This window comes from Gillisia marina (assembly GCF_000258765.1).
Lineage (GTDB): Bacteria > Bacteroidota > Bacteroidia > Flavobacteriales > Flavobacteriaceae > Gillisia > Gillisia marina.
Window position 1 is genome coordinate 15,830 of record NZ_AJLT01000031.1, and the last position, 25,255, is coordinate 41,084.

At 35.3% G+C, this 25,255-nt stretch carries 22 protein-coding genes and 1 tRNA gene; 5 read left to right on the forward strand and 18 right to left on the reverse strand.

Translation table 11 applies throughout. The features are described from left to right. Positions 1-53: 53 nt before the first annotated feature. Entirely contained in the window at positions 54-380 is a 327-nt protein-coding gene (locus ON07_RS09065; protein ID WP_010230329.1) for a YegP family protein, read from the reverse strand. A gap of 259 nt (positions 381-639) precedes the next feature. Here ON07_RS09065 and ON07_RS15985 point away from each other — a divergent pair, with 259 nt between their 5' ends. Then, complete coding sequence (locus tag ON07_RS15985; RefSeq protein ID WP_162097762.1) at positions 640-1,401, forward strand: response regulator transcription factor; 762 nt, start codon at positions 640-642, stop codon at positions 1,399-1,401. Between the two features lie 28 nt (positions 1,402-1,429). Here ON07_RS15985 and ON07_RS09075 read toward each other — a convergent pair whose 3' ends face one another. Continuing rightward, the gene (locus ON07_RS09075; RefSeq protein ID WP_010230331.1) at positions 1,430-2,056 is read right to left on the reverse strand and encodes a DUF4403 family protein; all 627 of its coding nucleotides are present in this window, start codon (positions 2,054-2,056) and stop codon (positions 1,430-1,432) included. 28 nt (positions 2,057-2,084) lie between these two features. Next, entirely contained in the window at positions 2,085-2,525 is a 441-nt protein-coding gene (locus tag ON07_RS09080; RefSeq protein WP_010230333.1) for an MgtC/SapB family protein, read from the reverse strand. A 268-nt stretch (positions 2,526-2,793) separates the two neighbouring features. On the opposite strand from ON07_RS09080, the gene ON07_RS09085 reads away from it, so the two are divergent. Continuing rightward, positions 2,794-3,015, forward strand: a complete 222-nt coding sequence (locus ON07_RS09085; protein ID WP_010230335.1) for a hypothetical protein — start codon at positions 2,794-2,796, stop codon at positions 3,013-3,015. A gap of 57 nt (positions 3,016-3,072) precedes the next feature. On the opposite strand, the gene ON07_RS09090 is transcribed toward ON07_RS09085, so the two are convergent. The 8 genes from ON07_RS09090 to ON07_RS09120 all read right to left on the reverse strand — a co-directional run bounded on the left by ON07_RS09090 (position 3,073) and on the right by ON07_RS09120 (position 12,252). Next, positions 3,073-3,145 (reverse strand) — tRNA-Met (locus tag ON07_RS09090). Between the two features lie 124 nt (positions 3,146-3,269). Continuing rightward, positions 3,270-3,623 (reverse strand): SpoIIAA family protein, encoded by a 354-nt coding sequence (locus tag ON07_RS09095; protein ID WP_010230338.1) that lies wholly within the window; start codon positions 3,621-3,623, stop codon positions 3,270-3,272. 26 nt (positions 3,624-3,649) lie between these two features. Beyond that, positions 3,650-4,003: a SpoIIAA family protein gene (locus tag ON07_RS09100; RefSeq protein ID WP_010230342.1), complete on the reverse strand. Its 354-nt coding sequence runs from the start codon at positions 4,001-4,003 to the stop codon at positions 3,650-3,652. 74 nt (positions 4,004-4,077) lie between these two features. Further along, positions 4,078-4,260: a CPXCG motif-containing cysteine-rich protein gene (locus ON07_RS16270; protein ID WP_010230345.1), complete on the reverse strand. Its 183-nt coding sequence runs from the start codon at positions 4,258-4,260 to the stop codon at positions 4,078-4,080. A 27-nt stretch (positions 4,261-4,287) separates the two neighbouring features. Beyond that, positions 4,288-5,616, reverse strand: coding sequence for a TolC family protein (locus tag ON07_RS09105; protein ID WP_010230348.1), 1,329 nt, complete (start codon positions 5,614-5,616; stop codon positions 4,288-4,290). After that, on the reverse strand, positions 5,600-8,806 hold the full coding sequence (locus tag ON07_RS09110) for an efflux RND transporter permease subunit (RefSeq protein ID WP_010230351.1): 3,207 nt from the start codon (positions 8,804-8,806) through the stop codon (positions 5,600-5,602). Before ON07_RS09110 ends, ON07_RS09105 begins: the two co-directional genes overlap by 17 nt. Positions 8,807-8,808: 2 nt before the next feature. Beyond that, entirely contained in the window at positions 8,809-9,939 is a 1,131-nt protein-coding gene (locus tag ON07_RS09115; RefSeq protein WP_010230355.1) for an efflux RND transporter periplasmic adaptor subunit, read from the reverse strand. A gap of 399 nt (positions 9,940-10,338) precedes the next feature. After that, complete coding sequence (locus ON07_RS09120) at positions 10,339-12,252, reverse strand: ABC-F family ATP-binding cassette domain-containing protein (protein WP_010230358.1); 1,914 nt, start codon at positions 12,250-12,252, stop codon at positions 10,339-10,341. 57 nt (positions 12,253-12,309) lie between these two features. On the opposite strand from ON07_RS09120, the gene ON07_RS09125 reads away from it, so the two are divergent. Then, positions 12,310-12,687, forward strand: coding sequence for a DUF983 domain-containing protein (locus tag ON07_RS09125; protein ID WP_029331748.1), 378 nt, complete (start codon positions 12,310-12,312; stop codon positions 12,685-12,687). Here the strand turns inward: ON07_RS09125 and ON07_RS09130 are convergent. The 7 genes from ON07_RS09130 to topA all read right to left on the reverse strand — a co-directional run bounded on the left by ON07_RS09130 (position 12,669) and on the right by topA (position 22,276). Continuing rightward, a complete protein-coding gene (locus ON07_RS09130) occupies positions 12,669-13,730 on the reverse strand; it encodes an NAD(P)/FAD-dependent oxidoreductase (RefSeq protein WP_010230362.1) in 1,062 nt (353 codons plus the stop codon). The two genes, ON07_RS09125 and ON07_RS09130, sit on opposite strands and share 19 nt — an antisense overlap. A 157-nt stretch (positions 13,731-13,887) precedes the next feature. Further along, positions 13,888-14,781 carry a type IX secretion system ring subunit PorN/GldN gene (gene porN, locus ON07_RS09135; RefSeq protein WP_010230364.1) on the reverse strand — a complete coding sequence of 298 codons (894 nt, stop codon included), beginning with the start codon at positions 14,779-14,781 and terminating at the stop codon, positions 13,888-13,890. 13 nt (positions 14,782-14,794) lie between these two features. Continuing rightward, positions 14,795-16,336: a type IX secretion system motor protein PorM/GldM gene (porM, locus tag ON07_RS09140; protein ID WP_010230366.1), complete on the reverse strand. Its 1,542-nt coding sequence runs from the start codon at positions 16,334-16,336 to the stop codon at positions 14,795-14,797. A 48-nt stretch (positions 16,337-16,384) separates the two neighbouring features. Continuing rightward, a complete protein-coding gene (porL, locus tag ON07_RS09145; protein WP_010230367.1) occupies positions 16,385-17,038 on the reverse strand; it encodes a type IX secretion system motor protein PorL/GldL in 654 nt (217 codons plus the stop codon). 54 nt (positions 17,039-17,092) lie between these two features. Then, a complete protein-coding gene (gene porK, locus ON07_RS09150; protein ID WP_010230368.1) occupies positions 17,093-18,457 on the reverse strand; it encodes a T9SS ring complex lipoprotein PorK/GldK in 1,365 nt (454 codons plus the stop codon). A 114-nt stretch (positions 18,458-18,571) separates the two neighbouring features. Continuing rightward, the gene (locus tag ON07_RS09155) at positions 18,572-19,735 is read right to left on the reverse strand and encodes a formimidoylglutamase (protein ID WP_010230370.1); all 1,164 of its coding nucleotides are present in this window, start codon (positions 19,733-19,735) and stop codon (positions 18,572-18,574) included. A gap of 3 nt (positions 19,736-19,738) precedes the next feature. Then, positions 19,739-22,276 (reverse strand): type I DNA topoisomerase, encoded by a 2,538-nt coding sequence (gene topA, locus ON07_RS09160; protein WP_010230372.1) that lies wholly within the window; start codon positions 22,274-22,276, stop codon positions 19,739-19,741. A gap of 176 nt (positions 22,277-22,452) precedes the next feature. Between topA and miaB the strand changes: the two genes are divergently transcribed. Further along, a complete protein-coding gene (gene miaB, locus ON07_RS09165; protein ID WP_010230375.1) occupies positions 22,453-23,898 on the forward strand; it encodes a tRNA (N6-isopentenyl adenosine(37)-C2)-methylthiotransferase MiaB in 1,446 nt (481 codons plus the stop codon). A 73-nt stretch (positions 23,899-23,971) separates the two neighbouring features. Further along, positions 23,972-25,225, forward strand: a complete 1,254-nt coding sequence (locus ON07_RS09170) for a sigma 54-interacting transcriptional regulator (RefSeq protein ID WP_010230378.1) — start codon at positions 23,972-23,974, stop codon at positions 25,223-25,225. Positions 25,226-25,255 lie beyond the last annotated feature (30 nt).

The window sequence follows — 25,255 nt, forward strand, 5'->3', positions numbered from 1 at the left end:
CACATAAAAAAACCGCTTAATTAAAGCGGCTCCCAATATTTTTTCATTTAATACTAGCTATTGTCTTCTACAGTTGCGTTTGGAGCATTTGATTTTACCGACTCGACTCCATTATCTCTAGCTGCTGCAGTAGTATAAGATTCACTTGTACCTATAATTTGACTATTGGTAGATTTTAAATTAAAACGGTAATTTCCATCAGCATTTTTTCTATCGAAATTAGAATCGTTTTGCGAATTTTTTCTAACAGATTCTATTCCATCCATACAAGATGATTTGGCCTTGTAACCTTCACTACTTAAAATTACCTGCCCGTTACTTGATTTCAGATTGAAACGAAATTCACCTGCTTTGTCTTTTTTGATTTCAAATTTTCCCATAATTAAATTTTAGTTGAAACTAAATTTATGAAATTCGATGACTCATATCAACTTTTTATAAAAAGTATAACGTTTTGTAAATCATTTATTTTATAGTGATCGTTATAAAAAAAATTTAAATGAAATGAAAATATCTATATTTAAAAGTGCTTCTTTTACAGATATTGTAGAGCTTAGCAATTCTATTATTACAATTAATTATAACCGCTTGGGATTAACTATTTATTCGATAGTTTAGATATAAATGGAAAATAACAAAATGATTAAAATCAACGAAAGTGACCTTCTAACAATACATTTTGAAAAAGAGACCAACTCTTTCGTACTATTCTGGAAAACTTCACCCGAAACTTATAACGATTTAAAAAATGAATTACTCATCTTCACTTCTTTCTATAAAAAATATAAACCCGCAAATGCACTGTGGCTTCAAGAAAACTTTTGCCTACCTCTTAATGCAGAAGTAGATAATTGGATCGAAGAACATGTGAACATTCCCTGCGTCGCTTATGGCAACAGGAAAGTTGCCTTTGTAGTTGGCAAGGATGTATTGGTGCATTTAAGTGTCATGAACTTATTTAAGGAAGCAAAATCCATTATCTCGCCCTTGCACTTTGCTACCGAAAAAGAGGCCAGAATTTGGATAACTGAAACCAAACAAAAACCCATAACTACCAATAAAATTGATATACTTTTTGAGGGTGTAGATGAAGATGGAAATTCCATCATAAAGATAAAAAGACCCTCCGGTGATATCTCCAACACTATTAGATCTTTTGGTACTCTTATAGATGAAAATAATTTTATTAAAACTAACATCTCCAAGTTTACTCAACTAACTAAACGGGAGAAAGAAATTCTGGTAGTTTTTTCTAAAGGAATGCGACAACAGGAAGTTGCGGATGAATTATTTATTTCAGTTCAAACCCTCCGTACGCATTGGAAAAACATTAAAAACAAACTCGAAATAAAATCTTTGGCAGATGTAATAATGTACGTGAATGCTTTTGATATGGAATAAGTAGTATCTGTTCTAATTATTTTACCATTTACAAATCAATTTTTTCCAGTTCCAAAAGTCCAGTTCCAAATACCGATACAGAAATCCAAAGCTCTTTTTCTCCGGCCCTAAGCTTAGAAATTTCTACTTTCTCTAAGGCACCTATTAGATGTACGCCTTCTTTCGCCTCTAATTTATTTTCCAGTTTTGTATTAATTGCTCCAACCTTCTCTTCTATATGTGGCATTAGATTGTAATTCATTTTCTTTTTAAGCTTTTCATACATCCAATTGTTTACCACAGTTTCCAATAACTTATCGGTAAACCAGTTTTTTGTTTTTCCATCTATTTCAAATTCTCTAAGAGAAATATGTTGAAGTTCTTTATTTAATTCTAAAGCAGCATGAAAAAATATCTTTACCTCCCTGTTTTTAAATAAACTTGTTAGTGTTTGCAAGCTTATATTCAAAAGCAGGTCATAACCTTCCAAATGGCTTTTTTCTATAGTGATATCTAAAATCCGAGCATAGTTAGATTTTTCACCCTCCTTGTTTTCCTTGCTTATTACTTCTCCAATTAATTTCTCCCTTAAATATTTGTCTAAAACGGAATAGCCTATTATAACCGGAATTGTAATATTTATATTCTGATCTATAAATTCATTCTTATCGTACATCTATCGAATATTATTTTAATCCTAATTTTTAATCTGTATTTAATTGATTTTTCACTTTTTCATTCAAATATCCAAACACTAAATTAATTGCAACTACAAATATTGTAAAAAATAACAAAGGAAGATAAAGACCAAATCCTGCTAAGCAACCCGCCGCCGCGCTGCACCAAATAGTAGCTGCTGTAGCGAGACCTTTTACCTTAGTCTTTTTGCCGTCCTGAAGTATCACACCTGCTCCCAAAAAACCTACGCCTACTACAACTTGCCCAACAATACGAGTCATATCTGTACTATCTGCAGATTCAAACACTAAAGAAATAATAATGTAAACCGCAGCTCCAAGAGAAACGAGGGTATAGGTTTTTAAGCCCGCAGGTTTATCTTTGAATTTACGCTCGACACCCATGCAAGCACCAGATATGATTGCAACTAAACTTTTAATCAAGAATTCTGTGATCTCTATTTCCATACTGATTAGTTAACTACTTAAAGCTAATAAAATCATTTGAGAATGAGTTATTATGAAGTGTATAAACGGTAGATGAAGTGAGCTATACAATGTATATAAAAGATAAAAACCTTTCAGCGGACTGAAAGGTTTTAGTATTAATTTGATAATGTTTTGTTGGTAAAGACTCAAATATTTCTACCCTACATTGAAAAATTTAAAAATCACCAATCATCAAATTAATTAGAAACTAAAGTAAGTTTATCAATTAAAATATAAAATACCCAAAATGGGGTATATTCATTATCCTTTTCACTTTTTTATTATGGATACCGGAAGTATTATTCTTTCATTTGAAGTCGTAAATAAAGTCCTAATTAATCAACCTTTTGCATTAGGATTCAATGCCGAAAGGATTCTATTCCTTAAAATTGATATTCATAATTCTCAAATCTTAAGAGGATTAAATTACCTGTTTCAGTTTTACGTACATACTCGAAATGTTGAATGAAGCAGCAACCTTTAGAAACGAAAAAACCCTCTCAGTTTCCTGAAAGGGTTTTCCTAGTAGCGGGAACTGGACTCGAACCAGTGACCTTCGGGTTATGAGCCCGACGAGCTACCTACTGCTCTATCCCGCGATATATCGTGATTTCAAAATGTCAATTTATTCGATTCTTCAGCTCTTCTTAATCCATCATTGCTGCGCTATCGGATGGCAAATATACAACGGTTTTCTACTTACACAAAGGATTTTTTAAAAAATTATTCAGCAATCCAACTCATTGCTTTCATCCTATATTTAGGTTCAAAACCTCTAACTTCGGCATCCATTAGCAAGTCTTTGATTTCCATTACATTCTGAAACCAATTTAGGTCTGTTACTACAACAATTTTCCCAAATTGCTGTGCATGTTCTTTCTTAAATTTTAAGTCTTTCATAAGTGCAGAGAAAGAAATTTTATTTCCCTGCTTGATTTCTATGAACAAATTTATAGTTTCATTCTCCTGTAATTTATTATTTATAGCTTCATGAAGCTCTTCTATTAGTTTAGAGTTCACTTCTGAATCTATCAAAAATCCAACAACATTTTTAGAAAATTTAAAGCTTGATATCATTTTATAAATTTAAAATATAAAAAAGTTTAATCAGAAATCCATTGGATTGCTTTTATACGATTTTTTATTTCAAAAGAACGCATCTTGGTATGGCCTATAAGATCATCGACATTCATTACAGCTCTTAACCAAGTAAGATCAGTAACTATCGCTAGTTTATCAATACTTTGAGAGTTTTCATATTTAAATTTTAACTCTTCCATCAAACACTTAAATGCAATATGTTTTTCTTTGGTGATTTCACAAAAAATATTGATTTTACCAAATTCAGAAATTCTATCTAAAATAATTTCATGAACATCTTCAAGATTTCCTTCCTCAATATCTCTATCTATTATAAGTCCAACTACATGATTGGCAAGTTCGAAAGTAGAGATCATAACAATTAATTATAAATTTCCATCAATCTAACTAAAATATAACGGAATAAGCCCTAAATCGCCAAAAAAATTAACTATTGCTCAATATCTACAGCTTGAAAAGATTCTAATTCATTTTCAGAAAAGACAGGAGTGATTTCGATTGGGTTGCAGCAGATCTCGCAATCTTCTATATACGTTTGCTTTGATACCGAAGTGTCTAATAGCATCGTGATACTCTCCCAGCAATATGGACATTGAAATTCGTGTTCGAGCATTTTGTAGTTTTGATTACGATTGATTCTCTAAAAATCTAAATTAAGAAGTTGCCCGGTTAATTGCAATACCTGAAGCTCAGCGAATTTAGCATCATATTTAGCTAAGTTCTTATTTGTTTTAGCATTAAGCAAATTAATTTGAGCCTGACGGAACTCTATGGAAGAAATTTGCCCAAGTTTAAACTGCTCTTGAGATCTATTAAAATTATCTTCATTAGTCAAGACATTCTTTTCCTGAACTTCATAAATATACCGCTTGTTTTGGTAATTCCCCCAAGAGTTTGCGATATCGCGCTGCACTTCTAAAATTATTTGTTCTTTTAAAAACTCCTGATTTTCCAGTCTGATTTTGGCATTTTTTACATTGGTAATGGTTCGCCCTCCATCAAACAGGCTCCAACTCAAGTTTAATCCTGCAGAATACCCTTTGGTAGTATTAGTTTGTACAAAAGATGTAGATGGAAGATCGCTATTATTCCACCCATAAGAACCGGTAAGGCCAACAGTAGGAAGATATCCCGATTTACTCACCTTAATATCGTAGTCTGATATCAACAAATTGCTTTCTGCCTGTAAGAGACTAACATTATTTAGATTAGATGTTTTTATAAACTCCTCCAGTTCAATTTCAGATAAGAAATTTATCGTAGTATCAATCGATATATCTCTAAGCTCCTTTTCCGGTTCGTTTAATAGTACAAGAAGATCTCTTTTCGTGTTTTCTAATTGCTGTTTGGTATTTAATAATGTAATGCTATCATTATTCACATCAACCTCAGCATTCAATATCCCCAATCTTGAAGTTTGCCCGTAGTCAAATTGATATTGAGCTCTTGTAATTCGTTGTTTGGAGATTTCCAATGTTTCATTTAAAACACTCACATTCTCAGTTAAACGAGCTACTTCAAAATAAACACTTAACAATTGTAAAATCGTATTTTCAATGGTTTCTCTTGCTTCTAGCTCTGTTAACCTATACTGCTCTTTTAACTGTCTGTAATTATATAATCTCCCCAGACCATCAAATAAGGTGTAATTTACGTTAAGTGAGGCATTGTAGCGTTTGGTCTCGGCTCCATTTAAAATACGAGCTTCGCCATCTTGAAACTGAGCTTCGATATTTTCAATATTGTAATTGGTTCCTGCGTTTGCAGTAATACTTGGCAAATATCCGGAATTCAAAAGACCCTGATTATTATCGGCAATTTCAATTAAGTTTTGAGAACGCTGAATGCCGTAATTGTTTTCTAAAGTTTTTGTGATCGCTTCATCTTTAGTAAGCACAGTGGTTTGTCCAAAACTTTTTCCGCAGAAAAATATCAAAAAAATTAATAGCGAATTATTGATGTATTTCATGAACCTCTTTTTCTTTTTGTTCCTTAATAGCTCTTTCAACTTGTTCATTATCAACTTTTTTTCCAGTTGCTAACCAAATACTGCCAACTTTAATATTATTACTAATAGAGAGAAATAAAGGCAACAACAACAATGTTAATACCGTTGCAATTCCAATTCCATATGCAATAGAAATTGCCATAGGTTTTAAGAACTGTGCCTGCCTACTTTTTTCGAAAATTAAAGGAGCTAATCCCGCAATAGTAGTTATGGATGTTAAAAATATCGCTCTAAACCTGGCACGTCCAGCTTCATAAAGCGCTTCATCGAACTTCATACCTTTCACTAAAAAGCTATTGAACTTCCCTATGAACACCAACCCATCATTCACCATGATCCCTATGAGCGCAATAATCCCGAGTGCCGAAAGGACATTTATTGGGAACCCATGAATCCAGTGGCCCCATGCAACTCCAATTACACTAAACGGGATCATAAGCATTAATAATAATGGCTGACTGTAACTTCTGAAAGTAAATGCAATAGTTGCATAAATAAGAAATAATACAATTGGTAATACTTTTTTCGCAGAACTACTCAACTTACTCGCTTCCCGATTCTGACCTTCGTAAGAAACAGATAGAGATGGATATTGTGTGAGAAGATCCGGCATTATGTTATCCTGAATATCCTGTAAAATATCGGTAGCAGAACCATTGGGATCTTCCATATCTGCAGTAACACGAATTTCTCTTTTTCCATCCAAATGGCTAATAGATTCGGTTCCTCGAACGATCTCATATGTGGCTATCTCCCTAAAAGGAACGCGATTTCCTGAAGGAGTTATCAATCTATAATCATCTAATTGAGTGATAGACGATCTCGCTTCCAAATCGTACCGCACCCATACCCTAATTTCATCTTGTCCGCGTTGGAAACGTTGGGCTTGAGTCCCAAAAAATGCATTTCTAATTTGGCGCATCACGCTATTTAGATCCAATCCTAAAGCATATGCGTTATCTTTCAGTTTGATATCTATTTCCTTAATTCCTTTCGGGTCGCTATCGGTAACATCTTTCAATAAAGAATTATTCTCTAAAATGGTCTTAAGCTCCTCCTTTGCAGCCTCCAATTCAGAAATATTATTCCCTAATAAGGATACTGAAACTGGACTTCCTCCAAAATTTCCTCCAGATCCAAAGGTGAGGCTTTCCACTCCAAACACCGGCCCTACCTCTTCTCTTATAGAGTTGGTTATTTCTGGCGAGCCAAAATCTCGTTCCTCTCCCGGCAATAGATTTACTTGTAAAGAAGCCTTGTTATTACCCGGCCCAACTCGCTTTATTATATTTTCTACAACTTGTTTGTTTCCGGTTTGCTTGGCCGTATAATCTTCATTAACTCTCCATGCAGCCGCCTCTACCATGCTGATAATAGAATCGGTTTTTGCAGGATTAGTACCCTCTGCCATTAAAAGGTCTATGGAAACTTGATCACTGGCAATACTAGGGAATAAAGTAACTCGTATCCAACCTCCTCCTATCGCGCCAATAGTTAGAATTAGGAACACCAATAAAATAGAAAAACTTAATACCTTTTGCTTTAAAGCAAACTTTAGAACAGGACTATAGGCTTTATCTCTTAAATAAGACATGATTTTATCACCTGTTCTATTAAAGCCTCTCAGCTTATCAAAAACCTTGGCCAGTCCTTTTTTCTTCTCGGTTCCATTGTCTGAATCCCTTTTTAATGCCTTAGAATGTGCTATATGCGCCGGTAAAATAATTAAAGCTTCTACCAAGGAAATGGTTAATGTTAGAATAACGACCGTGGAGACCTCGCCAAAAAACTCACCGATCCTACTATCCAGAAATAAGAAAGTTCCAAAAGCCAGAATGGTCGTAATTATTGCTGAAACAATTGGAGGAACCACTTCCATAGTACCATCTATTGCAGCCCTCACAGGGGATTTACCCATTTCGTAATGCTGATAGATGTTTTCTGAAATAACGATTCCATCATCCACCAAGATCCCGATAACGATGATCATCCCGAACAGAGATAAAACATTGATGGTAACTCCGAATTGTTGCGCAAATATGAACATTCCCAAGAATGCTACTGGCAAGCCAAAAGCTACCCAAAATGCCAGTCTGGTATTCAGGAAAAATGATAAAAAGAACAACACTAATAGAATCCCGATAAAGCCGTTTTCAAGCAACAGCAATGTTCTTTGATTCAAGGTTATTGAAGAATCACTCACCACATCTAATCGAATGTTTGTGTTTTTCTCATTAAAATCTTCTACATATTCACGAACCTTTTCTGCAGTAGACACAAGATCTTCGCTATTCGTATTGCTTACTTGAATATTTACTGAATTGTTTCCGTTGAAATAAGAAGCATTAGGAGTTTCAGAAAATCGATCTTTAATTTCTGCGATATCCCCCAAGCGAACTATTTGTCCCGAAGCACTAGCCCTTACTACAAGATCGTTTAAGGCATCGCCATAATAAGATCTATTATTGGCTCTTATTAAATAATCTTCTGCATTGGTCTTAATAGTTCCTCCGGTGGAAAGAATATTAGCGTTTGCAACCGTAGCTGCAACTTCTTCAAAAGAAAGATTATACGCTAAAAGATCTTCTTGGCTAACGGCTATTTCAATTTCCTCAGCGGGATACCCTGAAATAGTAATTTGAGAAATTCCATCTATCGCCCTAAGATCATTTTCTATTTGCTGACTAATTTGTTTTAATGTGGCTAAAGGAATATTTTCTCCACTTACTGCAAAACTGATGGTTGGCCTAATTTGCTCCTGTTTTGCAACTACCAAAGGTTCCATTCCCGACGGAAAATTTGGAACACGGTCTACTGCATTCTTAACTTCAGCCAGCAAAGCATCAATATTTTCTCCTTTTTCGATTTCTACAGTGATAGATCCGCCACTTTCTCGAGCAGTGGAAGTTACTCGGTCTATCCCAACCAAGCCTTTTAAATTATCTTCGATTTTAAGGATAATCCCTTCTTCTATTTCCTCCGGAGAAGAACCCGGATATGCAACATTTATGGTGATAATCTTAGAGTCTACCAGCGGGAAGAAGGAAGATTTCATATTGAAAACCCCAATCAATCCAAAGATAACGAAGGCGAAAATCAAGACATTTACCGCAACCTCATATTTTATAAAATAACTAAGTATTTTTCTCACAACTAGTTGGTTTTGGCTAGACTTGTATTATCACTTATTTCCACCGGCATTCCAACAAAAGCTCCCGGAACCGGTGCCGAAATTAATTTTACACCATTCTCGAGACCTGTAATAACTACAGATTCCGATGAAAAATGTACTGCATCAATTTCTGCTAACTGCAACGTGTTATCTTCAACGATATATACTTTATTTTGATCTACTAATAGATTCCTTGGGATGGATAGTGCATCTTCAATATTTCTAGCCTCCAAGCTAGCCTCCAAATACATTCCTTCTTTTACCTTAGCATCTTTAATCTTTATAAAAACCTGTACCGTTTGAGAGTTAGCATCTATTTTGCTATTTACCCTACTTACTTCCCCTAGAAACTCTTGAGTACCTTCAAGATTCTTTAAGGCTACTTTTTCGCCCACTTTTAATAAATCACTAAAGGATTTTCTAATTGCAACTTCTAATTCATATTCCGAAGGATCTATAAATTCACCCAGCTTCTGCCCCGGTCTTACTAAAGAACCTTCTGTAACAAGCGCTTCTGTAAGCACTCCGTTATACGGAGCTACAATATTGAATTTATTAAGTCTGGTTTCCTGATTCTTAATATTATAATATCCAGAAATAATTCCCCTACCTGAAATAAAATAATTTTCCTGATCTGAAGAAGGTTTTGGTAACGGAGCTAAATTTTTATTAACGTCGAAGCTATTTAAATAAGCTTCCCATTTTGGAAAATCATTGGGATAATCCAAGCGGAGATCCGGCATGACCGCGGCAATCATATTATAAAGTTCACTTTTAGAGGCTCGCACATTTGCGGCAAATTCCGCAGCATCAATTCTTAAAAGCAATTGTCCTCTGGAATATTCTTGTCCCGGTCTAAAAGGTTTGGAACTACTCCTAAAAATCCCCTCTACTTCAGAAAAAAGAGTTGTTTTTTGCAAAGCGGTAACAGTACCGTTTGCAGGAATAACAATAGGAACCGTCCCATTATTCACCGTTTGTACATAAACCGTCTTAATAACTTTTTTGGCGGGAGGCCTCTCCTTTGTATTACTTTCTATAATTGCTTTGGCAACAAAAATAGCGACTACTACAAGGACGACTCCAAGAATGGAAAGAATGATTTTGCGCATTATTGACTTTTAATTACTCTTTAGACTAGTAAATGTAAAAAGCGTTTAATCAATAAGCCATTTAATTATCTTAAAAGTGCATATTGTTTAACTGAAAGTATAATTCTTAATATCAAATCGAAAGTAGTCGAGATGCTTTTTATCCTTCGACTTGGCAAAGATTGACGTGTTTTTATTTACATATTGTAGACCCTGAAACAAGTTCAGGGTGACGAGGATAGTTATGAGAATTACCGTCATGCTGAACATGTTTCAGCATCTCATTAAATATAATAAAGCTAATCTAATAGCGAAGTCGAGATGTTTTTTTAATCATTCGACTGGGCTAAGGAAGCCAAAATCACTAAAATAATCAAATATGAATCACCAAAAGTTCGACAAGAAATTACCTTCGAAAACTTAAGATATTAGTTCCAACTCTTCTTGAAGCTGTTCCCAAGACTTCATTAGAGATGCTAATTCTTTTTTATTTTTCTTATAATTCTCCAGGAAATTGGATTTTGCAATAGCCTTATTATAATCTGTAGCCATTTCGAGATCTTTAGATTTTATCTCCTTTTCCAACTTATTGATTTTCGCTTCGGTATTGCTTAATTTATTCTGAAGAGATTTAAATTTTTTCTGATCGTTATAAGATTGCTTCGAGTTAGAATTATTAGAAACTTCTTTCTGAACCTTGTCTTTCTTTTCTATCGCACGCATATTTTCAGCATTACGCTGATCCAGATAAAAATCGATGTCTCCTAAATATTCTCTGATCTTCTTATCCTTAAACTCATACACCGAATGTGTTAAATTCTGAAGGAAATCTCTATCGTGAGAAACAATAATAAGTGTGCCCTCAAAACTTTTCAGCGCTTCTTTAAGAACATTTTTAGATTTAATATCTAGGTGGTTGGTAGGCTCATCCATGATAAGCACATTAAATGGCTGAAGCAATAACTTACAAAGCGCTAGTCTATTCCTTTCGCCTCCGGAAAGCACTTTTACTTTCTTGCTTACCTCGTCTCCTCTAAATAGGAACGAACCTAACATATCCCTCACTTTACTTCTGGTAGACTCTGTAGCGGCATCTATCATAGTATCCAGCACTGTCTTTTCACCATCCAGTTCGTCTGCCTGATTCTGTGCGAAATACCCCAACTGTACATTATGACCTAATTTCAGCTTTCCTGTATGTTCAATTTCTCCCACGATCACCTTAGCAAGCGTTGTTTTACCTTGTCCGTTTTGACCAACGAATGCTATTTTACTGCCTCGTTCTATCAATAGATCAATATCTTCAAGAATTTGGGACTTCCCATATGCCTTCCCAATTCCCTCGGTCTCCACTACTATTTTTCCAGGTTGTAAAGAGATAGGAAAACGTAAATTCATCACGGCATTATCATCCTCATCTACCTCTATTCTATCCACCTTGTCCAATTTCTTGATTAAGGATTGCGCCATTGAAGCTTTGGAAGCTTTCGCACGGAATTTCTCGATCAATTTTTCGGTTTGCTCAATTTGTTTAGCCTGATTCTTTTGAGAAGCTAATTGCTGCTCTCTTAATTCTTGACGTAAAACCAAGTATTGAGAATATGGTTTTTTATAATCGTAGATCTTTCCTAAGGAAATTTCAATGGTTCTGTTTGTAACATTATCCAGAAACATCTTATCGTGAGATACAATGATCACACAACCAGGATAATTATTTAAAAAGGATTCTAACCAGATAATAGATTCTATATCCAAATGGTTGGTAGGCTCATCCAAAAGCAAAATATCATTGCTCTGAAGTAATAACTTAGCAAGTTCTATACGCATTCTCCAACCTCCGGAAAAAGTATCGGTAAGTTTATCGAATTTATCTCGCTCGAAACCAAGCCCGATAAGTACTTTTTCGGTTTCACCCTGATAGTTATAACCTCCAATAATTTCATATTGGTGTGTAATTTCACTTAGATCTTGAATTATCTGCGTGTATGCATCACTTTCATAATCTGTTCTGGTAGCTAATTGCTCGTTGATAAAGTCGATCTTCTTCTCCATCTTTTTGATCTCTACAAAGGCTTGTTGCGCTTCTTCGATCACTGTTCGACCTTGAATAAAATCTATATCCTGCTTTAAAAAGCCAATTTTAAGCTCCTTGTCTTTAGCTATTTGCCCTGTATCTGCTTCCTGTTCCCCAGAAAGGATTTTAAGCATTGTAGACTTTCCCGCACCGTTCTTACCAATAAGTCCTACGCGATCTCCCGCTCCAAGTCTAAAGGTAATTTCATCAAACAAACTCTCGCCTCCAAATGAAATAGATAAATTATGAATGTTAAGCATTATTTTACTCTAATTTTTTGCAAAGATGCCTATTTTTACATTACTAAAAAAATTGATATGCAATTCTTAAAAGGCTCAAAATCATATAGTATAATCACAGGGACTTGCCCTGTATGCCAAGAGGAAAGTATGTACAAGGATTCTAACCCATATAAGCTGCATAATATTTTTAAAATGCACGAAAAATGTTCCAATTGCGGAACAAAATATAAAATGGAACCTTCGTTTTTCTTTGGAGCTATGTATGTGAGTTATGCCTTGGGAGTTGCCGTTTCTGTGGCGGCATTTATAATTTCCTATGTTTTTCTTGATGGAGGATTAATGACTACCTTCTTAGCAATTACAGGAACTTTAGTTGTTTTAATGCCTTTGTTGCTTCGGCTTTCCAGAAATATTTGGATCAATATGTTTTTAAGTTATAATGAAGCAGCCTGATATAATTTCGCATATCTGCTGATATCAATTTCTTCTGAAAGCAATACTGAATTCTCCATATACTCAACCAATTCAGAAGCTACCGTAGGCCCTATTAGCACTCCACGGCTTCCGAAGCCATTACAACAATACAAATTATCATATTTTGGATGCTTCCCTACCAGTGGTTTTCTATCATTAGTAGCAGGGCGAATTCCGGCAATTTGATCAACCACTTCAAAATCGCATTTTAAAAAACTTTTTAACTTTTCTAATAAATACTCTTTTCCTTCTTGAGTAGGTTTTTTAGTCTTATCCCAGTTATTATAGGTGGCACCAACCTTATAAAGATCTTTTCCTAAAGGAATAATAAATACCGAGGATTTTACAGCTACTTCTAACTTTAGCTCTATAGCTTTAATGATTAGATATTCTCCTTTATTGCCATTTAAAGGCAGGTAATTAAAATATGGATTGTTTTTTAGCCCGAAACCATCACAAAAAATGATTCTTTTAGCATTCCAGTTTTTATAACAACAGTAATCTTCATGCACTTCCAACTGCTCAAAATCAAATGTTTCTTGCTGAAAGGAATTTATTTCAGTCAAATACTTTCGGTATTTCCGAAGTAAAAGTTCTGTATTTACAACACCTGTTTCTTTAACATGCCCAAAAGAATATGAAGCTGGAATATATGTATTTATGGCAGGGACTAATTTTTCATCTAAAAACCTATTCAAGAAAGGTTTATCCATGGCCGAAAACCAATCGTTCTGCTCTTCAATCGAGTGAAACTTTCTATAAATTGGCAACGAATTAATCAATATTGTTTCTAACTTTCTCTCCAAGCTGGAATAAAAGCTAAGTGCAGTATCTAATTGTTCGTTCGCATTCCAAGCCAGCGTAAATCTTTTTAGAATCACAGGATTATAGATTCCTCCCGCAACTGTAGAAGAAGCTTGGGAATTATCATCGAACACCAAGATCTTTTTACCCTTAGAAAGTAAATTTTCAGCAACAGCAATTCCGCTTAAACCGGAACCAACAATAATATAGTCTAACATAGCTTACAAAAATACTATATTGGAACATGTTCACAACAAAGAAGATATTAAAACTGATTTGGAATTACGACAAACCCTTGAAGCCATAATCCATTTTCTAAAACTAAAAACGCCCTGGAGTTTCCGGGGCGTTTTTATTATATGAAATCATGAAATCTTAGTAGTTCCACATATCTTGTTCAAAATTTCGAATGCGTTCTTTTATCCTTTCAGACTCTAAGAGTTGCATAAATGCATTTTCAGCAATATACTCGTCTACCTCACGATCTCCTTGTACGTTATCTTCCTTATAAATTACCGCGTTAAATCTACGGGAATTAAGCAAATGATCGAACGTTATAGATTGTGCTGTGTTGCTTCCGTTAAAGGCATTATTCTCGTAGAGTACTTCTCGTGCATCCGGAAACCACACCCAGAATAATTCAACTAGATCCGGAACTTCATCATCTATGAAATTAACATCCGGAGCTACAGGAGCAATTCCTAATATTCTATATTTCAATTCTGCCATACGCTTATCGAAATACCACATTCCACGAATATGATACTCTGCAATATCTGCGGAAGTAATGTCTCTTCTATCAATAAATTGCTGATCTATTTCTTCTCCTGCATTGTACTGCTCCACCCCAAGGTCTGTAGTATCAATTTTAGAGATCGCGGCACTAATGTCGCTCAAAGTTCTTTTTTCATTGAAATAAGAATCGGCATAGATGTTTTTGATCTTTCCAGACTTAATCCCATTCATAAGAACATCATAAAGAGATCTTCTACTAGAACCAATATTATTGGTGTCTATAGGATAATACAATGGAAAATTAACACGCTCATCTAAATCGATGATTTCCCAAGTGTTCTTAGACCAAAGCACATCTCTGTCATCCACGAACCCATAAGGCAAGGGTTTGCTTTCCTTCTTTACTGCCATCTCCGCCTCAGATAACTTTCCAATTTGATCTGGAGAGGTCGCATTTAGCATATTCGCCTGCCCCATTACCGATCCGGTAATGAGCAATCCAAGTACACCAATCAAAATCTGATTCCACTTCATTATAATGAATTTATTAGTTTGTTAACTCCACAAATACGGGAGATACTTTCTTAAGTTTGTATCCGCTATTGGTAGCTAATTGCGCTTCAATATCGAATATCTGCACTGTTTCTCCTCTTCCTGCACGTCTTAATGCCGCTTTAGAAGAAGCATCCAATCTTCCTCCATTCACTTTAATGGTAGGCTGTCCTGATACTTTAAAACTAAATCCTGTTACTCTTAAACCTAACTCAAAATCGAAATCCGGTAAAATTGCACCAACTTCGGAAATCTCTAAACTGTTACGTTGCATTTTCACAACGCCATCTTCCCCACGAATGGTTCCAACAGGTCTAGGAATATCTTTTACTCTAAAACTCTTTCTATCTGAAACTGTTTCTCCACCAGGTAATTTACCGCTTACACTAATGGTAACTTCTCTAGCTTGTAATGTTGTAACATCCATCGTGTATTTTCCTGCACCTCCAGCTGGTCTAAGACCAGGAGCATTTGCAGTTACACTACCAACACCAGGAATAGAGATAGTCATTGGGTTTTGAACCCCACGATATACTACATTCATTTTATCTGCAGAAATTACAGCAGAATTTGGTTTTGGTATTACAGCATAAGAACTAGTAATTGGAATTTTAACTACCGAATCCCCTTCCTTAAACTGAATTTCTCCTTTTATCTCTTGCTCTCCAACATTACCGGCCGGGAAGTCTAAAACTACCTGACCTGCTTGAGAACTTTCAACTTTCTTGCCATTAACAATAACATCGTCGAATTTAAGAGTGTTATCCACTCTTCCTAAAACTACTTTTCCTTTAAAATTTTCTCCACTAAAAAAAGCTGTTTTAGATGGTACTACAATAGCTTCATAATTAGTTAATGAAACTTCACTTTGCAATTGTCCTGACAACATTGCTGAAAGAATTTCACTTTCGGTAGTTTTTACATCTGCTTGAGTTTGAGTAAGTAATGTTACCGACGCTACCATTGGAAAGCCTTCATACCGATATTTTAACCAATCTACATTAGCTCCATCTACTTTTACCGATGCAGTTGAAAATTCAGTTCTAATATCTTGAACAATCTTTTCGAAACCTTTTTCATTACCAATAGTAGAAATTACACCATTCTTATAAGTCTCCATTTGGTCTAAAAACTCTTTTCCTTTTGGGCTAATTACCCCACTTTGGAAAAACATTTCATCCAATTTGTTGGACTTATCCATTTCTTCATACTGTTGTTTATCATCGACATCAGCAAGAAGTTCAGTTTTTATATTTTCTAAATAGGCATTATAGTTTTCAGATAATTCGTGAATTTTATCTGCTTTTTCTTTTAAAGGAGCATACTTTGCAGGTTGCTCGTTTACCTTCTCACCTAAACCTGCTAAAAATGCATTATTTCGCTGAGTGGTAGTTGAATTAGATTCGGTTAATTTTTCATTCATTAATCCAAAAGCGGTAAGCACCTCTTTGGACATATTTAAAGCCAACATTGCAATGAAAACCAGATACATTAGGTTTATCATCTTCTGTCTTGGTGATTGTTTTCCAGACGCCATGTATAATTAGTTTAGTTTTTTAATAAATACTATAGTCATTACAACTAATTAATTACCTCTTCCATTCACATTCATAGCGGTTAACATTCCACCGTAAACTCCGTTTAAGTTAGATAAATTAGCAGCTAAAGAACTCATTTGGTCTTTCAACTTTCCTGCATTCTGTGCAACTTCTTCATTAATCTCCGCTTGTCTAGCTGAAGATTCTACCTGTACTTTATATAAATTATTCAATGTTTCCATTTGAGCAGCAGCTACACTTAATTCTTCAGAATATTTTCTCTGAGAAACCATAGAATCTACTGTTGGCGCAATTCCTTTGGCAGCACCTTCGAAATTACGAATACTAGTCCCTAAACTCTCCATTAAATTTGCATCTATCTTAGCTTCCTTCAACATTACATCTAATTTCTTAGATAGAGAGGCTTCCGTTTCTTTTTCTTCTTCAATTAAAGCATTGTGCTTTGCAGAAGCAGGACCTCCATTTAATTCTGGATACACTAACGCCCAATCAAGATCATCATCTACAGGCTCAAAAGCAGAATAAGCAAATACTAATGCTTCTGTAATTAATCCTGCAATTAAGAATGCATTACCAAAAGGCCAGTGCATAATTTTAAATAAAGCTCCTAAAATTACAACTGATGCACCTAAACCGTACACCATGTTAGTTATCTTCTTTGTGGTTCTAGAGTTTGCCATGATATTAAATAATTATTCTTGTTGGTTATTATTAATTGGGGTTGTTATACTAATTTAATTTTTAGGGGATTGGTTTAAAGTAACATCTGTTCCAAGATAATCTTGAACTGTTCTAAAACCAATATAGCTTCTTGCCGTGTCCGAGTATTCATAATCTCTCGTACTTACCTGTAAAAAGTAAGCAACATCTTTCCAAGAACCTCCTCTTACAACTTTACGCAAGTCATTTTCGTCATTTACAGTCGGGTTCATAGAAGACATATATTCGTATGCCGCAGGATCGTAAGAAGAATTAACCCATTCTGCTACGTTACCTGCCATATTATATAAATTATAATCGTTTGGTTCGTAAGATTTTGCTTCAACAGTATACAAGGCTTGATCTGCTGCGTAATCTCCTCTTAAAGGTTTGAAGTTTGCCATAAAACAACCTCTGTCGTTCTTAGCATACGGCCCACCCCAAGGATAAGTTGCAGACTGTAATCCACCTCTTGCAGCATATTCCCATTCTGCTTCAGTAGGCAATCTATAAAACGGAACATCATGATCCCCTTTTGATTTTCTGAAAGAATTATGGTATAATGTTCTCCATTGCGTAAAAGCTTTAGCCTGTTTCCAGCTAACCCCTACCACAGGATAATCATCGAATGCTGTATGCCAATAATAGTCATTGTGCATTGGCTCGTTATAAGAGTAATTGAAATCTTTGATCCAAACAGTTGTATCTGGATACACAAGAACTTCTTCAGTAACTATAAAATCACTTCTTTTTTGAGTTTTCGCTCTAGCCGCTTTCTGGATATCCATCCAACGGTATTTAAATTTTAACTTTTTAACGTCAATTGTTCTTTGGCCGTTATAGGATTCTTCCAAAGGAATATACATAGAGTCCATTACACGAGCATAAGTTTCATCCGGATAATCTCTAGTATCCCAGATGATATCGATATCTTTATTTAGCTTTCTTCCTTGATAATCTTCGGAAAATTGCGTGTAGTTATCGTACATGTATTTCTCATAGACAGTCATGTCCTCTTCGTTAGAATCTAAAAAGGCGAACTCGCCAATTCCATCCTCACCAGCAGTAGCTCCTTCAAAATCCGCTTCAATAGCAAGATTCATTCTAACTATAGAATCACGTACCCAATTGGTAAATTGTCTATACTCCGCATTGGTAATTTCCGTTTCATCCATATAAAATGAACGCACCGTAACCGTCTTGGTTGGCGCATTTTTCGCGTCGGCGATATCATCATCTGCCTTTCCCATAATGAATGCACCACCCGGGATCAACGTCATTCCAAAGGGCTTCTCTGGATTCCATTTCTTCCCTTGCGCACCTACAAGTTGCCCACGATCACCACTGTTACAGCTCGCAAGCATTGTAATAACAGCAATAAGCGAAAATAATTTCTTCATAATATCTCTCTGGTTATGACATATTTGATTTAGGTAGTAAACCTATCCAAATAAATTTTAAAAAACAATACTTTTAGCAAAAATACAGTAATATATGAATATGCTTACATAAATTTAAACTTCGTTCTTCCTTTTGGTTTTATACCACCTTTCCGGAATAACTTGGTTACAAGCCTCTAAATAATCTTCGTGGCTGCAAGGTAATAACGTGTGCCTTTTCAATTTAGTATTAGAATTTGAAATAAAAGGTATTTCTATCCACCATCTTCCTGTTCTTGGACTTTTAAAAAACACCAAAACTTCATCCTCTATTGGTACCTGATATTTGGTAAATTCCTTTTTAGCCGAGACTGTATTTTCGTTAGACCTATAATTAACACCTTCTATAAAATACCAAATCATCTGAGCAATTAACATATTTCCAGTTTCAGAATAACTAGAAGTATACTCGTAAATTCCAAAGGATGATACTTTATCGCTTATCCCCGCATAACGTGCCAAGGTGCAAATCTCCTTCCCATCAAATCCATTTGGAGAATTGTTTGGCGCACTATTTATAGAAGAAGCATTTACTGCATTAAGATCTATCCCAACTAGATTAGCATCTCTCATTACAGGTTCGACAATCTTTATGTTATTTGACACCTCGCCTAATCTAAAAGCATCAAAAAATAAACGCTCCATCAATCCAATTTCCTCCTGGGAGTTATAATAGGTTTGATAGCCTACATTAGAATAGTTAAATAAATTGTAAGGTTTATTTACTACGATTTTCCCTATATAGGACTTATTACTGATTGGTTTCTCAGCATCTCCCAGATCAAATCTCGAATCGATATTCACAAGATTCACCATTTGTTCTACAAAATCGTAAGCTCTGTATTGTGCATAAATTAAATCCTGACTTCCTCCCAAAATCACCGGAATGATTTTTTTCTTTAGCAACTGCTTTACTAAAGATTGAACTGCAAAATAAGTGTCTTCAACTGTTTCACCTTTATCAATAGATCCCAAATCTGCAATATTTAAATCCCAATTCCCTGGGAAAAGACTGTAAAAAGACCTTCTTACTTTATTAAAATTAAGAAACTCATCTTCATACCCATCTGCTAATCTATTTTCGTTAACTGAAACTATTGCTATTTGAACGTTTTCAAGATCAGGAATTCCTGAAACTTGGGTATGAACTAGCAGTTGACTTCCAAGATTATGAGCTTCTGTCGAAACAATTTCCTCAAATAATTGCTGATCTACAGGTCTTAAAAATTCAAAATCCATCGATTACTTCTTTTTTGGAGCTGATTTCTTTTTAGCGGCAGTTTTTTTTGCCGGAGCCTTTTTCTTGGCAGCAGCTTTCTTTTTTGCAGGCTTCTTCTTAGTATTCTTTTCAATTATCTCTTGTACCTCCGCCAAAGTTAATTTGGTTGCATCTACAGTTTTTGGTAATTCAATCTTGGTTTTTCCCTTGATAATATTTGAGCGTCCCCATCGTGCCTTCTCCACACGAATTCCTTCGTCCTCCCAGTTATGTAGGACTTTATCTATTTCCTTCTGAATCTTATCTTTTATAAGCTCCTCTATATTAGCATCGGTTAAATTATCGAAATCGTATTTCTTATTTACATTGATGAATATATTATTCCACTTTAAGAAAGGTCCAAATCGTCCCACTCCTTTTTGAACAGGAAGCTCGTTGTAAAAATAAATAGGAGCATCAGCTTTCTCTTTAGCTTCAATAAGCTCTAAAGCGCGTTCCATATCTACACTCATAGGATCTTCGCCCTTATCTAAGGAAACAAATTTTCCGGCATATTTTACATAAGGTCCAAATCTTCCATTATTAACCTCAACAGGCTCTCCTTCCCATTCTCCAATTTCCTTTGGAAGTTTAAAAAGATCCATCGCTTCTTCATAAGTGATAGAATCCAAAGTTTGATTTGGAGTTAATCCTGCAAACCTCGGCTTTTCTTCATCTTCCACAGATCCAATTTGCACCATCGGTCCAAATTTCCCTAAACGCACACTTACCGGTTTTCCAGATTCTGGATCTTCTCCTAGAATACGCTCTCCTACTTCTCTGTCTGCGTTTGCGGCAACATCCAAAACCTGAGGATGAAAGTCTGAATAAAAGTCTTTCAACATTTTAGTCCATTCTTCATTCCCTTCAGCAATATCATCGAAACTCTGCTCTACTTTTGCTGTAAAATTATAATCCAAGATATTAGCGAAATGCATCACTAAAAAGTCATTTACCACTTGGCCTACTGCTGTTGGAACCAACTTCCCTTTATCACTTCCAATATTTTCAGTTAATTCTTTCTCAGTAAACTTATCGTTCTTAAGTACTAACTGCGCATATTTTCGCTCAACACCATCTACAGATCCTTTTTCAACATAATTACGGTTCTGAATGGTAGAAATCGTTGGCGCATACGTAGACGGTCTACCAATCCCCAATTCCTCTAATTTCTTAACCAAAGAAGCTTCGGTATATCTATAAGGCGGTCTGGTAAATCGCTCTGTAGCGGTGATATAATTATTGTCTAATTTCTCATTTACTCGTAAAGCAGGAAGCATTCCTTCTTGCTCTTCATCTTCATCATCACTTCCTTCTAGATACACTTTAAGGAAACCTTCAAATTTCAAGACTTCTCCATTTGCAGTGAACTGCTTGTCATGCTTATCTGCTTCAATCTTAACATTGGTACGCTCCAATTGAGCATCACTCATTTGAGAAGCAATCGCTCTTTTCCAAATCAATTCATATAAACGCTCTTGATCGCGATCTGCATTTACTGTATGATTTTCAAAAAGGGTTGGCCTAATCGCTTCGTGAGCTTCTTGTGCACCTTTCGATTTTCCTTTGAATTGTCTGGTCTTAGCAAATTTCTCTCCGTAAGCTTTCAGAATTTCATTTTTCGCTCCTTTTCGTGCATCATCAGATAAATTCACACTATCTGTTCTCATATAAGTAATATGACCGGCTTCGTATAAACGTTGTGCCATGGTCATGGTTTTACTTACTGAAAAATATAACTTTCTAGATGCTTCTTGCTGAAGCGTTGATGTTGTAAATGGTGGTGCCGGAGATTTCTTTGCCGGTTTGGTCGAAAGATCTGCTACTTTAAAATTCGCTTGCTGATTCTCTAATAAGAACTTTTCTGCTTCTTCCTTTGTGTCAAAATTACGGGGCAACTTCGCTTTAAAGCTCTTTCCTTCTTCTGTAGTAAATTCTGCATCTACTCTATAAGAAGCTTCCGCAGTAAAATCTTGAATCTCACGTTCTCTTTCTACTATAAGACGTACAGATACAGATTGTACTCTTCCCGCCGAAAGACCACCTTTTACTTTTCTCCACAAAACAGGAGAAAGTTCGTATCCTACTAACCTATCTAATACTCTTCTTGCTTGCTGAGCATTTACTAGATCGTAATTAATATCACGAGGGTTCTCGATTGCCTTTAGAATCGCAGTTTTCGTGATCTCATGAAAAACAATTCTTTTAGTTTTATCTTTATCTAGTTTAAGCTCCTCTGCTAAATGCCATGCGATCGCTTCTCCTTCTCGATCCTCATCACTCGCTAACCAAACCATTTCAGCATTTTTTGCTTGCTTCCTTAGTTTACTTACTACATCTTTCTTATCCTTAGATACTATATATTTAGGTTTAAAATCCCCTTCCGTGTCCACTCCTAATTCTTTGGTAGGTAAATCTGCAATATGCCCAAAACTGGACATTACAGTGAAATCCTTCCCTAAAAATTTTTCAATGGTTTTGGCTTTGGCCGGAGACTCTACAATCACTAAATTCTTTGCCATGTTTGTCTTTTTTCTAGCTGCAAAAGTAGAGCAATTTTTAAATATGCTATCAAAATCCTGAAAATTCCACCAAACAAAGGGAATTAATCTCTAGAATTTTTACTGCTGTCACTTTGTCATAATCTTAGTAAAACCTATCTTTGCAAGCTAAATTACCAATAAGGTACGATTGACATATGGAGAAGATCATAGACGAAAAATTACAGGGAAACAGCCTTATTTTAGAGCCAAAAGCCGAGAATAAAAGGAAATTATTTATTGAGAGTTATGGTTGTGCAATGAATTTTAGCGATAGTGAAATTGTAGCGTCCATCCTGCAAAAAGAAGGCTTTAATACCACTCAAAATCTTGAGGATGCAGATCTAGTTTTAGTAAACACCTGTTCTATTAGAGATAAAGCAGAACAAACCGTTAGAAAGAGGCTACAAAAATATAATGCTGTAAAAAGAATTAACCCTAAAATGAAAGTTGGGGTTTTAGGCTGTATGGCAGAACGCCTGAAAAGCAAGTTTTTAGAAGAAGAAAAGATTGTAGATCTTGTAGTAGGTCCCGATGCTTATAAAGATCTACCAAATCTTATAAGCGAAGTAGAAGAAGGGCGAAATGCCGTAAATGTTATTCTTTCTAAAGATGAAACTTATGGAGATATCTCTCCTGTTCGTTTGCAAAGCAACGGAGTTTCAGCCTTGGTTTCCATTACCAGAGGATGCGATAATATGTGTACTTTTTGTGTGGTACCTTTTACAAGAGGTCGTGAGCGAAGTAGAGATCCTCAGAGTATTTTAGAAGAAGTAAACGATCTGGCAAGCAAAGGCTTTAAGGAAATTACACTTTTAGGGCAGAACGTGGATAGTTACTTATGGTATGGCGGCGGACTTAAAAAAGATTTTAAAAATGCTTCTGAAATTGAAAAAGCAACCGCAACCAATTTTTCATCATTACTTAAGATCGTTGCTGAAGCGCATCCAAAAATGAGAATTCGTTTTTCTACTTCTAATCCTCAAGATATGACGATGGATGTTGTAGATATGATGGTGAAATATCCAAACATCTGCAAGCATATTCACTTGCCGGTGCAAAGCGGAAGTAATTCAGTGTTAAAGAGAATGAACAGGCTTCATACAAGAGAAGAATATTTCACTCTTATAGATGACATACGAAAGAGGATTCCAGATTGTGTTATTTCTCAAGATATGATCGCAGGGTTTTGTGGTGAGACCGAAGAGGATCATCAAGACACCTTATCTTTAATGGAATATGTAAAATACGATTTTGGATACATGTATTCCTATTCTGAAAGACCCGGAACTTTAGGTGCCAAGAAATTTGAAGATGATGTACCAGAAGATGTTAAACAACGAAGACTTGCTGAAATTGTAAAACTTCAGCGATCGCATTCACTTCTTAGAACACAAGGATATGTTGGAAAAACTGTAGAAGTTTTAATAGAAAGAGAGTCAAAAAAATCTGACCAGCAATGGAGTGGTAGAACTACTTACAACACCGTTGCCGTATTTGATAAAGAAAATTATAAGATCGGGAATTTTGTTAATGTAGAGATTACCGACTGCACCAGTGGAACTTTAATTGGAAAACCTGTAGGATACAGCATCAATAATTAATAGTTCAACGAATAAATTTGAAAATAAAAAATTGTAATCTGACATTAGTCAAAAAGCAATAGCTAAGAAATATATGGAATCAGTTCAAGCAATAAAACAACGATTTGAGATCGTAGGGAACGATCACTTGTTAAATCGTGCAGTTGAAAAAGCAATCCAGGTTGCACCTACAGATATTTCAGTGTTGGTTACAGGAGAGAGTGGCGTTGGGAAAGAAAGTATCCCCAAAATAATCCATTCGTTATCTCACAGAAAACACGGGAAATATATCGCGGTGAACTGTGGAGCAATTCCAGAGGGCACTATAGACAGTGAATTATTTGGTCATGAAAAAGGTGCTTTTACCGGTGCTACCTCAACCCGTAACGGGTATTTTGAAGTAGCCGATGGGGGAACTATTTTTTTAGATGAAGTTGGAGAACTGCCATTAACCACTCAGGTAAGATTACTTCGAGTTTTAGAAAATGGAGAATTCATTAAAGTGGGATCTTCAAAAGTTCAAAAAACAAATGTTAGAATAGTAGCAGCTACAAACCTTAATATGTTTGATGCTATAAAAAAAGAAAAGTTTAGAGAAGATCTATATTATAGACTGAGTACTGTAGAAATTAATCTTCCACCTTTAAGGGATCGTCAAGGCGACATTCATTTGCTTTTCAGGAAATTTGCCGCAGATTTCGCCATTAAATACAAGATGCCTACAATTAGATTAGAAGATGATGCTGTAGAGCTTATTCAGAAATATCAATGGGGTGGAAATATTCGTCAGTTAAGAAATGTGGCCGAGCAAATTTCGGTATTAGAACAAGAAAGAAATATTTCCGGCGCCAAGATTAAAAGTTATCTTCCAAATATTGGAAGTAATTTACCTGCTGTTATTTCAGAAAAAAAGAAAGAAAGCGATTTTAGTAACGAGCGAGAGATCTTATACAAGGTGCTTTTTGATATGAAAAGTGATCTTAACGACCTTAAGAAACTCACCATGAAATTGATGGAAAGCGGAAATCTTCAGGATGTAAAAGAAGAGCATGAAGGCTTGATAGAAAAAATATACGGCGACAGTGACGATGAGCAAGATATAGATGATTTAAACGAGGAAGAACTTAAAGTTTTACAGATACCTCAAAATTCTTCTAATGAAAAAGAAGATAAATATTACTTTGCCGAAGAAATTGAAGAGGAAGAAACCCTTTCTTTACAAGATAAAGAATTAGAGCTTATTAAAAAGTCTCTGGAAAGGCACAGCGGAAAAAGAAAAAGTGCTGCCGAAGAATTGGGTATTAGTGAACGTACACTATATAGAAAAATTAAGCAATACGATCTCTAATTTCAGGTTTTAGGTTTCAGGTTTCAGGTT

Coding starts and splice junctions, on each gene's coding strand:
- ON07_RS16270 (WP_010230345.1), bottom strand. CDS start 4,260: ATGCTCGAACACGAATTTCAATGTCCATATTGCTGGGAGAGTATCACG.
- porK (WP_010230368.1), bottom strand. CDS start 18,457: ATGAAGAAATTATTTTCGCTTATTGCTGTTATTACAATGCTTGCGAGC.
- topA (WP_010230372.1), bottom strand. CDS start 22,276: ATGGCAAAGAATTTAGTGATTGTAGAGTCTCCGGCCAAAGCCAAAACC.
- ON07_RS15985 (WP_162097762.1), top strand. CDS start 640: ATGATTAAAATCAACGAAAGTGACCTTCTAACAATACATTTTGAAAAA.
- ON07_RS09125 (WP_029331748.1), top strand. CDS start 12,310: ATGCAATTCTTAAAAGGCTCAAAATCATATAGTATAATCACAGGGACT.
- ON07_RS09080 (WP_010230333.1), bottom strand. CDS start 2,525: ATGGAAATAGAGATCACAGAATTCTTGATTAAAAGTTTAGTTGCAATC.
- ON07_RS09105 (WP_010230348.1), bottom strand. CDS start 5,616: ATGAAATACATCAATAATTCGCTATTAATTTTTTTGATATTTTTCTGC.
- ON07_RS09075 (WP_010230331.1), bottom strand. CDS start 2,056: ATGTACGATAAGAATGAATTTATAGATCAGAATATAAATATTACAATT.
- ON07_RS09085 (WP_010230335.1), top strand. CDS start 2,794: ATGGGGTATATTCATTATCCTTTTCACTTTTTTATTATGGATACCGGA.
- porN (WP_010230364.1), bottom strand. CDS start 14,781: ATGAAGTGGAATCAGATTTTGATTGGTGTACTTGGATTGCTCATTACC.
- miaB (WP_010230375.1), top strand. CDS start 22,453: ATGGAGAAGATCATAGACGAAAAATTACAGGGAAACAGCCTTATTTTA.
- porM (WP_010230366.1), bottom strand. CDS start 16,336: ATGGCGTCTGGAAAACAATCACCAAGACAGAAGATGATAAACCTAATG.
- ON07_RS09130 (WP_010230362.1), bottom strand. CDS start 13,730: ATGTTAGACTATATTATTGTTGGTTCCGGTTTAAGCGGAATTGCTGTT.
- ON07_RS09095 (WP_010230338.1), bottom strand. CDS start 3,623: ATGATATCAAGCTTTAAATTTTCTAAAAATGTTGTTGGATTTTTGATA.
- ON07_RS09155 (WP_010230370.1), bottom strand. CDS start 19,735: ATGGATTTTGAATTTTTAAGACCTGTAGATCAGCAATTATTTGAGGAA.
- ON07_RS09115 (WP_010230355.1), bottom strand. CDS start 9,939: ATGCGCAAAATCATTCTTTCCATTCTTGGAGTCGTCCTTGTAGTAGTC.
- ON07_RS09120 (WP_010230358.1), bottom strand. CDS start 12,252: ATGCTTAACATTCATAATTTATCTATTTCATTTGGAGGCGAGAGTTTG.
- ON07_RS09065 (WP_010230329.1), bottom strand. CDS start 380: ATGGGAAAATTTGAAATCAAAAAAGACAAAGCAGGTGAATTTCGTTTC.
- ON07_RS09170 (WP_010230378.1), top strand. CDS start 23,972: ATGGAATCAGTTCAAGCAATAAAACAACGATTTGAGATCGTAGGGAAC.
- ON07_RS09100 (WP_010230342.1), bottom strand. CDS start 4,003: ATGATCTCTACTTTCGAACTTGCCAATCATGTAGTTGGACTTATAATA.
- porL (WP_010230367.1), bottom strand. CDS start 17,038: ATGGCAAACTCTAGAACCACAAAGAAGATAACTAACATGGTGTACGGT.